General features: G+C 57.5%; 17 protein-coding genes and 2 pseudogenes. 9 read left to right on the top strand and 10 right to left on the bottom strand.

The window, feature by feature from the left end; all coding sequences use genetic code 11:
- Window positions 1–144: 144 nt before the first annotated feature.
- On the bottom strand, window positions 145–684 hold the full coding sequence (locus tag ACF8K2_RS11575) for a type 1 glutamine amidotransferase domain-containing protein (RefSeq protein WP_060492548.1): 540 nt from the start codon (window positions 682–684) through the stop codon (window positions 145–147).
- 167 nt (window positions 685–851) lie between these two features.
- Here ACF8K2_RS11575 and ACF8K2_RS11570 point away from each other — a divergent pair, with 167 nt between their 5' ends.
- Both ACF8K2_RS11570 and xth read left to right on the top strand, forming a co-directional pair.
- On the top strand, window positions 852–1,094 hold the full coding sequence (locus ACF8K2_RS11570; protein ID WP_060492549.1) for a hypothetical protein: 243 nt from the start codon (window positions 852–854) through the stop codon (window positions 1,092–1,094).
- On the top strand, window positions 1,091–1,888 hold the full coding sequence (xth, locus tag ACF8K2_RS11565) for an exodeoxyribonuclease III (RefSeq protein WP_060492550.1): 798 nt from the start codon (window positions 1,091–1,093) through the stop codon (window positions 1,886–1,888). The genes ACF8K2_RS11570 and xth overlap by 4 nt, the downstream gene beginning before the upstream one ends.
- Before the next feature lie 115 nt (window positions 1,889–2,003).
- Here xth and ACF8K2_RS11560 read toward each other — a convergent pair whose 3' ends face one another.
- The 7 genes from ACF8K2_RS11560 to ACF8K2_RS11530 form a co-directional block, all read right to left on the bottom strand.
- A complete protein-coding gene (locus ACF8K2_RS11560) occupies window positions 2,004–4,547 on the bottom strand; it encodes an EAL domain-containing protein (protein ID WP_060492551.1) in 2,544 nt (847 codons plus the stop codon).
- Between the two features lie 148 nt (window positions 4,548–4,695).
- Window positions 4,696–4,944 carry a hypothetical protein gene (locus ACF8K2_RS11555; protein ID WP_060492552.1) on the bottom strand — a complete coding sequence of 83 codons (249 nt, stop codon included), beginning with the start codon at window positions 4,942–4,944 and terminating at the stop codon, window positions 4,696–4,698.
- Window positions 4,945–5,022: 78 nt separating this feature from the next.
- Window positions 5,023–5,487 (bottom strand): hemerythrin domain-containing protein, encoded by a 465-nt coding sequence (locus tag ACF8K2_RS11550; protein ID WP_063426161.1) that lies wholly within the window; start codon window positions 5,485–5,487, stop codon window positions 5,023–5,025.
- A 143-nt stretch (window positions 5,488–5,630) separates the two neighbouring features.
- The gene (locus tag ACF8K2_RS11545) at window positions 5,631–6,074 is read right to left on the bottom strand and encodes a DUF421 domain-containing protein (protein ID WP_060494708.1); all 444 of its coding nucleotides are present in this window, start codon (window positions 6,072–6,074) and stop codon (window positions 5,631–5,633) included.
- A 9-nt stretch (window positions 6,075–6,083) separates the two neighbouring features.
- A complete protein-coding gene (locus ACF8K2_RS11540) occupies window positions 6,084–6,590 on the bottom strand; it encodes a hypothetical protein (RefSeq protein ID WP_060494713.1) in 507 nt (168 codons plus the stop codon).
- Between the two features lie 10 nt (window positions 6,591–6,600).
- Window positions 6,601–7,104 (bottom strand): CinA family protein, encoded by a 504-nt coding sequence (locus tag ACF8K2_RS11535; protein ID WP_060494709.1) that lies wholly within the window; start codon window positions 7,102–7,104, stop codon window positions 6,601–6,603.
- 362 nt (window positions 7,105–7,466) lie between these two features.
- Complete coding sequence (locus ACF8K2_RS11530; protein ID WP_054881852.1) at window positions 7,467–8,324, bottom strand: glucose 1-dehydrogenase; 858 nt, start codon at window positions 8,322–8,324, stop codon at window positions 7,467–7,469.
- 196 nt (window positions 8,325–8,520) lie between these two features.
- On the opposite strand from ACF8K2_RS11530, the gene ACF8K2_RS11525 reads away from it, so the two are divergent.
- From ACF8K2_RS11525 to ACF8K2_RS11500, 6 genes and pseudogenes are all read left to right on the top strand, one after another.
- Window positions 8,521–9,045, top strand: a complete 525-nt coding sequence (locus tag ACF8K2_RS11525) for a hypothetical protein (protein ID WP_004573937.1) — start codon at window positions 8,521–8,523, stop codon at window positions 9,043–9,045.
- Between the two features lie 99 nt (window positions 9,046–9,144).
- Entirely contained in the window at window positions 9,145–9,438 is a 294-nt protein-coding gene (locus ACF8K2_RS11520) for a DUF6555 family protein (protein ID WP_060494710.1), read from the top strand.
- Window positions 9,439–9,476: 38 nt separating this feature from the next.
- A complete protein-coding gene (locus ACF8K2_RS11515) occupies window positions 9,477–9,635 on the top strand; it encodes a hypothetical protein (RefSeq protein ID WP_169725122.1) in 159 nt (52 codons plus the stop codon).
- Between the two features lie 29 nt (window positions 9,636–9,664).
- A complete protein-coding gene (locus tag ACF8K2_RS11510; RefSeq protein WP_060494711.1) occupies window positions 9,665–10,099 on the top strand; it encodes a hypothetical protein in 435 nt (144 codons plus the stop codon).
- Between the two features lie 82 nt (window positions 10,100–10,181).
- Window positions 10,182–10,616: a response regulator gene (locus tag ACF8K2_RS11505; protein ID WP_060494712.1), complete on the top strand. Its 435-nt coding sequence runs from the start codon at window positions 10,182–10,184 to the stop codon at window positions 10,614–10,616.
- A gap of 142 nt (window positions 10,617–10,758) precedes the next feature.
- Window positions 10,759–12,101: pseudogene (locus ACF8K2_RS11500) on the top strand (cation:proton antiporter).
- 59 nt (window positions 12,102–12,160) lie between these two features.
- Here ACF8K2_RS11500 and ACF8K2_RS11495 read toward each other — a convergent pair.
- Entirely contained in the window at window positions 12,161–12,379 is a 219-nt protein-coding gene (locus tag ACF8K2_RS11495) for a general stress protein (protein ID WP_060494690.1), read from the bottom strand.
- A 276-nt stretch (window positions 12,380–12,655) separates the two neighbouring features.
- On the opposite strand from ACF8K2_RS11495, the gene ACF8K2_RS11490 reads away from it, so the two are divergent.
- Window positions 12,656–12,934, top strand: coding sequence for a hypothetical protein (locus ACF8K2_RS11490; RefSeq protein WP_060494691.1), 279 nt, complete (start codon window positions 12,656–12,658; stop codon window positions 12,932–12,934).
- Window positions 12,935–13,177: 243 nt separating this feature from the next.
- On the opposite strand, the pseudogene ACF8K2_RS11485 reads toward ACF8K2_RS11490, so the two are convergent.
- Window positions 13,178–13,525 (bottom strand): annotated as a pseudogene (locus ACF8K2_RS11485) (short-chain dehydrogenase); the annotation flags it as partial.
- Window positions 13,526–13,540 lie beyond the last annotated feature (15 nt).

The raw sequence follows: 13,540 nt of genomic DNA, 5'->3' as shown, positions 1-13,540 counted from the left end.
AGATGCATATGGGAATTAATCGCGATTGTAAGGTGGTGTGCCGGTTTTGCAAACCGTTGCAGCAAAAGTCAGGTCAATGCGTGCAAACGGAGTTGGTGTGTTGAACTGGCAAACCAGGTGTTTGCCAGTTCACAGGTCAGGGAGCTAGCCCGCAAGGGCCTTGACCAATTGCTCGCTGAAGGCGGGGATATCATCCGGCTTGCGGCTTGTTATCAGGTTGCCGTCCACCACTACCTCTTCATCGACCCAGTGGCCACCTGCATTGCGGATATCATCCTGCAAGGTCTTGTAGCTGGTCATCCGTTTGCCCTTGGCCAGTCCACTCGATACCAGCAGCCAGGCGCCGTGGCAGATTACCGCCAGTGGCTTGCTGGCCGAATTGTGGCTTTTGACCAGTTTCTGGGCGCCAGGTATCAGGCGGATGGTGTCGGAATTCTGTACCCCACCCGGTAGCACGATGGCATCGTAAAGGTCGAGGTGGGCGCTGTCGAACGTCGCGTCCACCGCAAACTCATCGGCCGGCTTGTCATGGTTCCAGCCGCGGACAGTACCTTCCTTGTCACTCAGGATGTCGATCACGGCCCCGTTTTTCTGCAAGGCTTCGCGAGGTCCGGTCAACTCCACTTGTTCGAAGCCATCGGTGACCAGAAAGGCAACGCGCTTGCCACTCAGTTTTGCACTCATCGTTCAATCTCCGTTTTTGCCAGGTGTGGATGTGGGACGTCTCGGACGGGGTGAGAAGTTCCAATGCACTCCTTCAGTGGTATGGGATGCTGACCGACTGGCCGTTGCGGTTGAACATTGCGCAGCACTAGGGCTCTCACTAGCAGGGATAGAACGAGGCGGCCGTCATGAACATCGAACGCAGCATTCCTGAACTTGAAGCCTGGTACGCGCAGTACGACGACATCAGCTACCGGCGCGAATCGCCGGACGCCTACCACCATGAACTGGTTCGCACCGCCGAGGCATTACGGGACGATGGTGCGATTGACTGGGATGACTGGTTGAGGCTGAAGGCACTGGCCGATGAGGCACATATCCGGGCACTGGAAGATGCCGTGCAGGCTCACGTGAGCGACCCTGACGCATGAAAGCGCTGAAGATCGCCACCTTCAACATCAATGGCATCCGCAGCCGCCTGCCCGCACTGTTGGCCTGGCTGGAGCGGGAGCAACCGGACATTGCCTGCTTGCAGGAGTTGAAGGCGGCCGATCAGCAGTTTCCTCGCCAGGCCATCGAAGCTGCAGGTTATGGTTGCCTGTACCAAGGGCAACCCTCCTGGAACGGCGTGGCGATCCTGGCGCGTGATAGCGAGCCGCTGGAGGTGCGTCGCGGGCTGCCCGGCATGCAGGACGATCAGCAGAGCCGCTATCTGGAAGCTGCGGCGCATGGTGTACTGGTGGGCTGCCTTTACCTGCCCAATGGCAACCCGCAACCCGGCCCCAAGTTCGATTACAAACTGCGCTGGTTCGAGTGCCTGATCAAGCATGCCCAAACACTGCATGGCAGCAGCCATCCTGCGGTGTTGGCGGGCGATTTCAATGTTGTGCCCACCGATCTGGACATCTATAACCCGCGCTCATGGCTCAAGGACGCGCTGCTGCAACCTGAATCGCGGGCGTGTTTCCAACAGTTGCTGGCGCAGGGCTGGGTCGACGCTGTTCGTCACCTGTATCCCGAGCAGCGCATCTACACGTTCTGGGACTATTTTCGCAATCACTGGGCGCGCAATGCCGGGCTCCGTATTGATCACCTGCTGCTCAACCCTGATCTCAGCCCTTATCTGAGGCGGGCGGGCGTGGATGCCTGGGTGCGCAACGAAGCCAAGGCCAGTGATCATGCGCCGGTCTGGATCCAGTTGGGCGGGCGCCGCCAGCAACGCTAGCTGTCAGCGGGGATGATCCGTGGAACGGGTGAATTAGACCGGCGTCTGGACTTGGCACCCATCGGGAAAGTTACACGCACATCCCCTCATCGCGTTCTCCGAGACGTGAATTCGCTCATGAGATCTGCTCCCTCATCATTCCTATCAGCGCTTCGTTTTCCAGCGGTTTGCTGAGCAGAAAACCTTGCACTTCATGGCATTGGTCATCGCTAAGGAGGGCCAGTTGCTCTGCGGTCTCGACACCTTCGGCAGTTACCGTCATACCCATTGCGTTGCCAAGATTGATGATGGCCTGGACCACGCTGCGGTCGCTGCCGCTCTTACCCAGATGCTGAACGAAGCGCTTGTCAATCTTGATGCTGTCGAACGGGTAGGTACGCAGGTAACCCAGAGAGGAGTAACCGGTCCCAAAGTCGTCCATGTTCAGGCGCACGCCCAGCTCCTTCAGTGCATGCATGGTATGCAGAGCGCCTTCAACGTCGTTGAGCATGACGTTTTCAGTGATTTCCAGTTCCAGTCGATGGGCCGGCAGGCCGGTGGTGCGCAATGCGTCGCCGACGTCGCGAACTACATCGCTGCGGCTGAACTGGGCCGGCGACATGTTTACCGATACGATTACCGCCTGTGGCCAGCCGCGCGCCTTATTGCAGGCTTCCTGTAACACCCAGTTGCCAAGCAGCACGATCAGGTCAGACTCTTCGGCCAGCGGGATGAACCTATCCGGGTGTAGCAGGCCCAGGCGTGGGTGTCGCCAACGCACGAGGGCCTCAGCCGATGCGAGCGACACCCCGTCGACCTTGAAGCGCGGCTGGAAGTGCAGCACAAGCTCGCCACGTGGTATGCCATCGCGTAGTTCGCTTTCCAGGACACGCTTGTCCATCAATGCTGCATTCAGTTGCGCTGAAAAAAAGCGCCAGGTGTTTTTGCCCGCCTGCTTGGCGCTGTAAAGAGCCACGTCAGCGTAGCGGATCAAATCGGTTGGCGTACCGGGATATTCGGCCGACATCACGACACCAAGACTCACACCCACTTGAACACTATGCCCCTCGACCTGCATGGGTCGTCTGATTGCCTCGATCAAGCGGATGCAGAATCGGTCCATGTCCTTGCGATCCCCTGGCCGGGTCACTACGACGATGAACTCGTCGCCTCCCAAGCGGGCAACCAGGTCACTGTCGCGGGTAACCTGACCAAGGCGGCCGGCCACCTCGAGCAACACCGCATCGCCTGCCGGATGCCCAAGGCTGTCGTTGATCGGCTTGAAATTATCAAGATCCAGTATCAGCAGCGCTACCTGGAGTGGCCCAGTGCTACTCATGGTTTGTTCGAGGAACCGAAACAGCTTATTGCGATTCGGCAGCCCGGTAAGGGCATCGTGCAAAGAGAGATGCTGAATCTGGGCATGTGCGGCTACTTCGTCGGTGATGTCGCTACAAGTGCCACGAAACCCGGTACAGACGCTCTGATCCACGATTGCGCGGGAAGCGATTCTGCAAATACGCTGTTGGCCCAGATGATCCTGATACTGGCAGCGTAGGGTACCGGAAGAGCTTGTCGCAGCCAGACTATGAAGCCAGGTCTGGAAATGGCTGGTATCACACGACAGCAGCTCGGTAATCGGGCGCTGTTGCCATACTTCTACAGGATGCCCGGTAAGTTCGCTAAAACGGTCCGACAGGTAGGTTAGCCGTAGGAGCACATCCGTTTCCCAGATCCAGTCCGATGCGGCTTCGGCCACAGCCTTGAAGCGCTCTTCGCTCGATTGCAGGGCAGCCCTGGATGTCATGAGCGCATGGTGGCTACGATCGATCCTCGTGCTGGCCCGCATCGCATAGCGTGCAAACAGTGCAATGGTCAGCGCAATCAGGAGCACGGCGATAGCGAGGGGCGTAATTACTGTCTTGATCAATTGGGTGCCAGGCTGCGGTAAATCCCAGCTCAGGGCGAGACCGATGCCTTGGAGGGCGAGAACACCACGCCCTTTACGCTGCTCGGTCGAATCGCTTACAGCCACGCCGGACAACCCCGCCAACTCGCCCAGCACCAACAGCACCTTCGGTGAGAGAACGCGAATGAACACCATCACTGCTGTGGGTTTCGGCAGGTGGTGGGGTTGGGCCTGTGGACGTATCAGTGCAGCGCTGTACAACGCCGGCAGGCCACGAAATACGATATATCCTGAAGTCGCCTGGTCATGCTGGGCGGCTTGGCGAGCAAGGTGCAAGATCTTGTCAGCACTGGAGGTGAGCTGCTCAAGCCCCTGCTGGCTGAGCTGACCTTCCAGCATGGCGTAGCGGGTACCCTCATCATCGAGCACGTATACTCCCTCATACCCATCGGCGGTGAAGAGCGTGGCGCCTACGTTGTCCTCGATGTATGCCCAATGCGTGTCGACCTGCCTCCCCAGGTGATCATAGGCGGCCTGCCAATCAGTGTGGGTCAGCAGGAACGTCCTGTCGCTCTTCTGCAGTTGTTTGATAGCCGAATCAGCATGAAAACGGCTTTGCTCCATTTGTTGGACGTCGAGCGCCCCGGCGAGGCGGTAGAGGGAGAACAGCCCCAGCAACAGGGCTAACAACAAGATCAAGGAGAACACCATGATGAGTTGCCCCACCACGTGACTACGGGTCGACATATCATTGTCAGCAAGCACGTCCATTGATTCACCGTCGCGGTCGAAGTCTCCCAGGGTTGACCGGTGAGCTGGCATGGAGGTCGATGGAACTGACGACCGGTGGTGGGCGAAAGGCGCCGTAGATAGACGAATACGGGCAGCATCGCTGGGCCACCTGCTTGTCAGAGCGTTATCACCCGGCAATTTCCAGTTGCGTGTTCTTCCGCCACCCCCGCAAATTCATCGCGCAGAGGCAGAACTGCAGGATTATCAGTGCCCAGGCATGTGCTTGCCAGCCCCACACGGCCCACAGCACGTTGCTTGCGATGAAACAGCAGAATCCTGTCTTCCTTCTGCCCGGACGGCCCGAACCGATGCACCAGGCTGCCACCACGGTCATCACCATGGCAGGCCATTCAAGTAACCCAATCCAATATTCCATGAAACCTTCCAACTGATGATGGGGAATCTGAAGCTGATCACCTGCCAGCGTTCAGGGCGCTGGCAGGTGCTCACTTGCTTAAGTCGCTCGCTGCTCGCCCTTGAGGATCTTTTTCTGCATTTCCATGGTTTGCCCAAGCTCCTCGAGGGTGTCCTTGCTGAGCAGTTTCTTCGCGGTGGGGAAGAGATCGCCTTCTTCTTCCTCGATGTGATGCTCCAACAACTCTTTCATGACCTTGACCCGCCCGGCGAATTCGACGGTGCCGGTTTCGGTATGCATAAGGTCGGGCAGGACGAGGGCGTCGACAGTCCGGTGTTCTTCCTTGGCCTCGTAGTACATCTTCGCTTCTTCCTTGCCACCCGCTTCCTTGATGGCCGGATAGAGAATTTCTTCTTCGAGCGCGGTGTGAATCTGTAGCTCCTGCTCAATTTTGTGGAGTAACTCAGCCCGTTTCTTTACCGCTCGCTCCGTAGTGGTCGACAGCTCTTCGAGCAGCTTTTTCACCAGCTTGTGGTCTTGGATCAGTAAGTCGATAGCGTTCATTGGCGTTACCTCATCACGGAATCAGCTAGCACTTGCTCGTGGTTGAGTACGCACGGAGTGACACGGTTCAATGCTTACGATGGCTGGCATCATCGCGTGTGTGTGCGAGGCGGTAGTCGTTGCTTTACTGTTGCCCCCAGGCCTCATTCGGCAGGAATGATCGAAATCTTTCCATTGCGTTCGACGATGGCGAACTTGACCTGCTCAATGTGCTCAATGCCCTGGCTGTCCCGCGCTGACTCAAGGATATCGTCCTCCGTGAGGCGTGCCCGACGCATGCGGCGATGCAGAAAGCGCCCATTCTCGACAACCAGGGTAGCGTGCCCATCCAGAAACCTGGCCAAAGACTTGGAGTTGAGCTTCGCGAGCGAAAGGCCGACGTCCAGAACGATCAGCGTGGTAATTACCAGCATGGCATTGGTGAATGAAAAATCGTCGCCCAGAAGCGCTTGCTGGGTGGCTTCTCCGATGATCAGCAACAACACGAAGTCGAAGGTCGTCAAATCAGCCAGCGAGCGCCGCCCGGCTACGCGAAACAGCAGCATGAGGGCAACGTACATCCCGGCTGCGCGGAGGATCGAATCCATGACGCACTCCTAGGGGTAAAGGAATGTGGAGAAGTGAACGGCGCTTTCAGGGCCAGCCCTGACGTTGCCCTCCAGAGTGCCTACGTGCTCACTTCGAAGGGTCAGGTACAAGGTGGCCACGCCATCTTGCCTGGTACCCAACTGGAACAGCATGGCCTGGCCGTGCGACAGCGACCGTTGTGGCTCCGGTTGTAACGTCTCGATACTGGCGTCACGGAGCAATGATCCCTCGAGTTGCACCTCCACCGGCTGACCAGGGATGCCCTGAACCGTGATGAAAAGACTGTCTGTCGTGCCGCTTCGGCTGAGGCGCTGGTACTCGACCCGTACCCGGCCATCCTGGCTTACCACCTGGGCATCGCTCAACGGGCCATTACCGAACAGGCCTGCCAAGGCAAGCAATACGATGGCCACGAGCACGTACCACCCCACGCGCTCAAAGCGCCAGACGCGCTGCTGCATCGGCATGTCTTCTTGAACAGGTTGATGCCTGGATATCAGTTCATCTTCCGACATGACCACCCCCTCAGGCGCGCTCACCGCGTAACCAGCGCTGGTGATAGTGGGAGAGCCGGGCCAATCCGAACAGGGCGCCTTGGCGCATGACTTCAGACCGCTCGCCGAAGAAACGCTGAGTGCGCGTGAAAACGGCTATTGGCTCGCCGGCGAAAGCCCAGGCAAAGCACATCGTCCCCGGTGGTATCCCGGATTCGGGCGCCGGCCCGGCTACCCCGGTGGTGGCGATCACCACATTCGCATCGCTGTCTCTCAAGGCGCCCAAGGCCATTTCCCAGGCTACTGCTTCGCTGGTCAGGCCGTATCGTTCGATGGTTTCGGGGCTGACCCTCAGCAGGCGTTTCTTGGCGCCAGGTGAGTAGACGACGTAGCCGCTTTCCAGCACCTCTCCTGTACCAGGTACGGCCGCCAACAAAGCCACAAGGCAGCCCGCAGTGCACGATTCCGCTGTGGTCAAAATCAATTTGTTGTTTTTGAGATAGCCGAGGGCGGCCAGTACAGGGTCGTTTTCCATTTCAGAGTCTATTCGCTTGTTTTGCAGTGGACGCGGTCCTGAGGTAATTGGTTCATCGCCCCTGTTGCCCGCCCATCTCCTGAAGTGACACTGACCTGAACTTTGTCCCGTAGATTGGCTTCCTTTGTTTAAATGCGAAGGGAGGAAAAAGCATGAAAAAAGAGACCCAGACGCAAAAGCCAGCGGCGCAGACGAGGCCGCATGGGGAGGAGGAGCGAGACAACGATGCTCATCGTCCGGATGGATCCACCGGTACAGCCCATGACTCGACAGCGCAGAAAACGGCTCGTGATCACGATCAGCACAAACGCTGAAACCGCCACCCAAAAAGGAGGCTCGCCATCAAGGCGAGCCTCTTTTCGCTAAAGGATCGGTTTGCCGCCAGTCACTGCGTAACGTGAGCCACTGATGTAACTGGCTTCGTCGGAGCCCAGCAGCACATAGATTGGCGCGACCTCGACCGGTTGCCCCGGGCGCCCCATCGGGTAGCTGGAACCAAAGTTCTTGACGGCCTCGTCCGGCATGGTTGCCGGAATCAAAGGCGTCCAGATCGGGCCTGGCGCGACGCTGTTGACCCTGATGCCTTTCTTGCCTAGCAACTGAGCCAGGCCAGCAGTGAAGTTGGCAATGGCCCCTTTGGTCGTGGCATAGGCCAGCAGGCTGGGGGATGGATCGTCGGAATTGACCGAGCTGGTATTGATGATCGAACTGCCCTTGGGCATGGAAGGCAGTGCTGCCTGGCAAATCCTGAAGATCGCGGTGATGTTGGTATCGAACGTCTTCACCCATTCGTCATCGTCGATTTCTTCCAGGGTCTCGTGGGACATCTGGAACGCCGCGTTGTTGACCAGGATGTCGATACGCCCGAACTGGCTAACGGTTTTTTCGACGATGTCGTAGCAGTGCTGTTTCTGCGCCAGGTCTCCGGGCAACAACAGGCATTGACGGCCTGCAGACTCAACCCAGCGCGCGGTTTCTTGCGCATCTTCATGCTCATTCAGATAAGCGATGGCGACGTCGGCCCCTTCGCGGGCATAGGCAATCGCGACTGCCCGCCCGATACCGCTGTCTGCTCCGGTGATAAGTGCAATCTTGCCTTCGAGTCGATTGTGGCCGGTATACGACTGCTCACCACAATCCGGATAGGGCTCCATCTTGCGCTGTGAGCCTGGTACATTTTGAGGTTGCGAAGGGAAGGGCGGGGTAGGGAAGTCGCGCATGGTAGAAGCTCCTGCAGTTGAGAACGTTCATACCGGTTCGAAAGGCCTGGCCACCTCGTGTTGATTTCAATCTGCAGTTGGTACGACGAGCGGTGCGGGATATCAATCCAGCTGAATTCCATGCCCCATCGCCTGTTCTACCGGACTCAGCTCCAGGCTCATGTCGTCGCTCGGGGCCCAACTCCCGGAGTAGCGAGTGCCTCGAATCATTACCCCAGCGACCCCCGAACACGAGATCAGCGAGCACAATGCCAGGATGTTTGGCTCTCCCAAGGAGCGTCTGGATTTTTACCGGCGTGAAATCCAGTACGAAACCAGCATCCTGGCCAACCGCACCGATGCCTACCTGGCGGCGCAGTCATTTCTGGTCATCGCCTTCGTCTCCTCAATGGGAAATCTGAATCAAGGATGGGGCGAGATGTTCACCCTGATCGTACCGGCGTTCCTCGCCTTGCTCGGGGTACTGAGCTCACTCAACGCTTGGCCTGGCATCCGGGCGGCATACAACATCATCGATCACTGGCAGCTCAAGCAAAGTCACCTGCTGCGCAGCGAGCCGTTGATGGGGTTGGCCTACGACGAGTCGCCGTTGTTTTGTGAGGCTGAGACATCGCGTGCAGGTCATCGCAAATCACTGCTGTTTTCGCTGCGCACACCGTGGATCTTTCTAGTGTTCTGGGTGCTCCTGGGTAGCTACTCGGTGTACATCCAACTCGCCTGACTGCTCGGGCATGGGTTGGCTGCAGATCATCCTGCCAATCCGATGGAATTATCTCTTCCAGGAATCGCTCAATAGCGTATCAACCAAGGAGCGGATCTTGTGCCATCACTTCAATTGTACGTAATCGAGTATGACCTGCACGGTAAGCATCGGACGTTCATCATCCGCCTGGAAAAAATGGACAACGCCGTGGCTTGGCACTGGGCCAGCTGCGATGCCGGCGTTGGCATCATCCCGAGATTGAGTCAGCAGAAAATCAAGCTGGTCAGTCGACCGATGGCCGAGCGCTACGGCATCGCCAATGTGAAGTGGCGGCTCGCCGGCGATGGCCCGGAATTCGTAGCGCAACCTATCGACGTCAAAAAGTTCTCGGGCGTTGCTGCGGGTACTTGAAGCCCCGCGCCCCGATCCATCTGCTTTGAGGTATTGCCATGCAGCCGAAAACCGAAGGCTCCGAAGAAAAAGGGCCCAGCGATGTGCCCTTCATCAATGATCCCCAAAAGCCCACGTCGCCACCTTTGAATGACGCGGATGCCACGGAGGCAGCAGAGGCAGAGGAAGACATCCAGAATGATGGCGAATCCATTTAGCGATCTGCTGACTCGCGTCGTAGTAAAGGTTGAAGACTATAACCGCCTGTGACCTCGGCATTGAGGTCACGGATGCCCTTGGCGTGTTCAGATGGTTGCTGGCCAGCTTTCTCATGGGCAAGCGCATCCGATCCACCGTAGCAGTGGAGGCGTACCGGGTTCTTGTTGATCAGGAGGGTCTGGATACGCCGCTTAAGCTTGCCCAGACTTCTCATTCGGCACTGGTCAGACTCCTCGGTCAGGCTGGCTATGGGCGCTATGATGAATCCACTGCCCGACGACTGCATGATCGTGGCAACAAGGTAGAAGTGGAACTGGCTGCTCAACTTGAGGTAATGCAGCAAGGATCAAATGCTGAGGGATTCAAGCGCTGGCTACTGAGTTTCGAGGGCGTAGGGCCAAAGACCGTGGAGATTTTCATGCGTGAAGGCTTGGCCCAATTGAAGAAGTTGGAAGGCCATTGAGCATGGGTGGCCTTTAGCCCTCATCGACGCATGTGCGGATGAGTGAAATACTCGAAAATCCAACCATGGGATGGAGAAGGTGATGAAGCTCGGCATCGAGGGTTTGTCGTTGTCAGGTAAGACGGTAATTGTAGTAGAGGACGATCCAACGCTACAGACCCTCCTGGTGGACATCCTGATCGAGTTGGGCGCCATCTGCGATGGGTTCGATAACTCAGAAGATGCCTTGATTCATTTGATGGGACTCAAGAGCGGCTGCTCGTTGATCGTTGTCGACCATGGTGTTCCGGGAAGCATCAAAGGTATGGAGTTCATCTCCATGGCCCACGAAAGGTGGTCTGGACTACCCGCCATTCTGACCTCTGGCCACCAGCTTGATGCTTCTCAGGTCACACCTCCCGTTACCTACCTCTTCAAACCGTGGTCGATAGACGAGCTCGCTCAAGCTATTGTCCAGGCGCTTCCCCCTGCAAATGTACCTTCAACTCTCCCGCCGCTCGACCAGCAAGGTCTCTAGCGCAGTTTGACCGCAGCGGAGCGCTGAAAATCTTTTTTACGTTTACCTCAGGTATTGGCTGAACCCACCAAGCGCAGCGGAACGACGTGGCGTGCCGAAAAGTCAAAAAATACTCGGAAACTTTCCCTGGGCGTCTGCGGAAATGACCTTCATCGTCTGGTTCGCCATGCTGGGCGCAGTCTTGCTGCTGCTCGCACTCTCATCCTCCTACCTGCGCTGGATCCCTGTGACCTCGTCTGTAGTGTGTCTTGCCCTGGGTATCGGGCTGGGTACATCGGGGCTGGGTATTCTTCAACTGGACTTGAGCCAGTCGAGCGGGTGGATGGAGCACCTCACAGAGGTTGCGGTGTTGTTTTCGCTGTTCTTTAGTGGCTTGAAATTGCGCCTGCCCTTGCACAACCGCCGTTGGTGCAGCGCCTTTTTTCTGGCGGGGCCGGTGATGTTGATCTGCATCGCAGGGGTAACGCTGGTGCTGCATTACGGCTTGAACCTGGGGTGGGGCATTTCGCTACTGATCGGGGCGATCCTCGCACCCACTGACCCCGTGCTCGCAACCTTGGTGCAGGTGGTTGATGCCCAGGACGATGATATTGTGCGTTTCAGCTTGTCGGGTGAGGCAGGGCTCAACGACGTCGTGGCGTTTCCCTTCGTCATTCTCGGGCTGCTCCTGCAACAGGACAATGACCAGGCCTGGTTCAGTGACTGGCTGCTGAAGGACATGCTGTGGGCAGTAACCGCAGGCCTGTTGCTTGGCTACTGGACGGGCGCGGCCTGGGCAAGCTCACACTGTTCTTGCGTCTGCGCAACGACGACAGCACCGTCTCGCCCAATGACTATCTGGCCCTTGCGCTGATTGCGTTGGCATACGTGAGCGCCGAGTCGATACAGTCCTATGGGTTTCTCGCGGTATTCGCTGCGGGCCTCGGTTTAAGGCAGGCGGAGGTTCAGACCGCCAATAGCCCAGAAGAACCGGCTGCTGAACATCTGGTACAGCCTGTGGTAGGTCACCAGGACGTGGCGCCGGAGCTAGCCGTCAAAGGCGATGTGAAAGGGCTCGACGACTCGCAGGTTGCAGCGGGGATCATGTTGGGTGACATGTTGGCTTTCGGTAGCCTGATCGAACGGGCAATGGAAGTGTTTCTGGTGACCCTGCTAGGGGTAGTGCTCATTGAGCATTGGGACTGGCAGGCAGTGCTGGTTGCCGGTGCTTTGTTTTTTGTCATTCGCTCCATCAGCATCCTGCTGTTCCCCGCTCGAGGAATGCTGGATATTCGCCATCGCGGGCTTTTAGGGTGGTTTGGTATCCGAGGTATTGGCAGCTTCTACTACCTGTTCTATGCCCTCAATCATGGGCTGCTTCCCACTTTGGCCGCGCAGAGCACCAACCTGGTGCTGTCAGCGGTGGCGTTGAGCATTCTGCTGCATGGGTTGAGTGTCCAGCCGCTTCTTGCCAGATACGAAGCGTGGAAGGAGAGGGTTTCCTGATGGCCGTTCAGTAGAAAAGCGCCAGGGCAGCTCTTGCCCTGGCGCTTGATCACCGCCAGTTAGCGGTTTTCGCTACCGCGCCCGCCGCCGTGGCTGTTTTGGCCACCTTTACGGCCAGCCTCTGAAGCACGCTCACGGTCGTTGGCAAAATTGCCACCTGAACTCTGCCCGCCTTTGCGACCTGCCTCCGACGCTTTTTCGCGATCATTGGCAAAATTGCCAGGATTGTTCTGAGCAGTACCACCTTGATGGCCACGATTGGTTGGGTTGTTAGCCATGATCTTTCACCTCATGTCGTCACACAGGAAAGTCTGTGTTCAACTCGGACGTCGCGGAGCGGGGTGTTTACTCCTTGGGTTTTGGCCAAGGCCGACGGGTTGCGCGAAAGAACCGGCGCAGGCGCCTGTGGCGCCCTTAAGCTTTGCTCGCGAACGTTTGGGAAGGATCAAGCTTGCATCCAGTCGTGCAGAGCACAATCAACGCCGTTGACACCGCTCTACTGAACCTCTGCAATCTTCGTGACTCAACCCTCCATCAGAGTGTGAGGCCTCCAGATGCGAACATTCGAGAAAAACCTCTCCGCCGCCCAATTGCTGAAGCTCAACTGTTTGGCAGCCTGGTACTGTGTGCTGGAAAGCAGGGCCTTGAGAATGGACTCGCCTGACGACTATCACGAGGAACTACTTCGCCAGGCCGATGAGATGGATCGTCGAGGGATTATCTGCTGGCAGGAATGGCGCGATCTTCGCCTGGAGGCTGACGCTGCTTACCTGAGAGCGGTAGCAGGGGAGGACTATCGTCCGGTTAATCCCACGAACTCGTCAGCAGAGTAGGGGGCGAACGTGATCTCGCAACGAAACCACGCTCATTCCTCTGAAAGCAGACCTTCCCTATCTATCCCCGCGTCGTGAGTGTGTGAGTGTAAAACCCACAAAAATTCCCAGCGCCGCTGCGACGATCAGCAGCGGCGTTATGTCTTTTGGCTTCCTCCTGCCTCCGTCGATACCCTTCCTGCCACTTGGAGGCTCAAAGAGGTTGCCTGATGATGCTTCGGCTTTTGGAGCGCAATTTATCCAAGCGCCACTGTCAGGCGCTTCTTGTTCCGTACCCGATGCACCGGGGGCAATCGGAACAATGGTGTCGCTGGCCTCGATCCGTGAGAGCTCAAGGGTGGTGCCATCGACCAGGGTCATCGTCAGGCCTTCTATCGTGCCTGCCACCCGGTTTGGAAAAACGGGTTCACCTGCGGCATCCAGGCTGTCGTAGATGAAGCGCGTACCTTCAAGCCAGCCCACGGCGGTGAGAAGTTCAGGGCCGAGATAATACTTTCCGTCTTGGAAGAAGCCTGGAAACTGATGAGCGCGCTCCACGTTCTCCACGCGATAGCGTTCGCCTGATTTCATGCCTGTCGCTTGATCGATCATGTTGAAACCCCTGAA

Source organism: Pseudomonas sp. xss_2 (assembly GCF_043104195.1).
Taxonomy (GTDB): Bacteria; Pseudomonadota; Gammaproteobacteria; order Pseudomonadales; family Pseudomonadaceae; genus Aquipseudomonas; species Aquipseudomonas urmiensis.
Note: the sequence above shows the minus strand (reverse complement) of the source record. Positions and strands in the feature narration are given on the sequence as shown.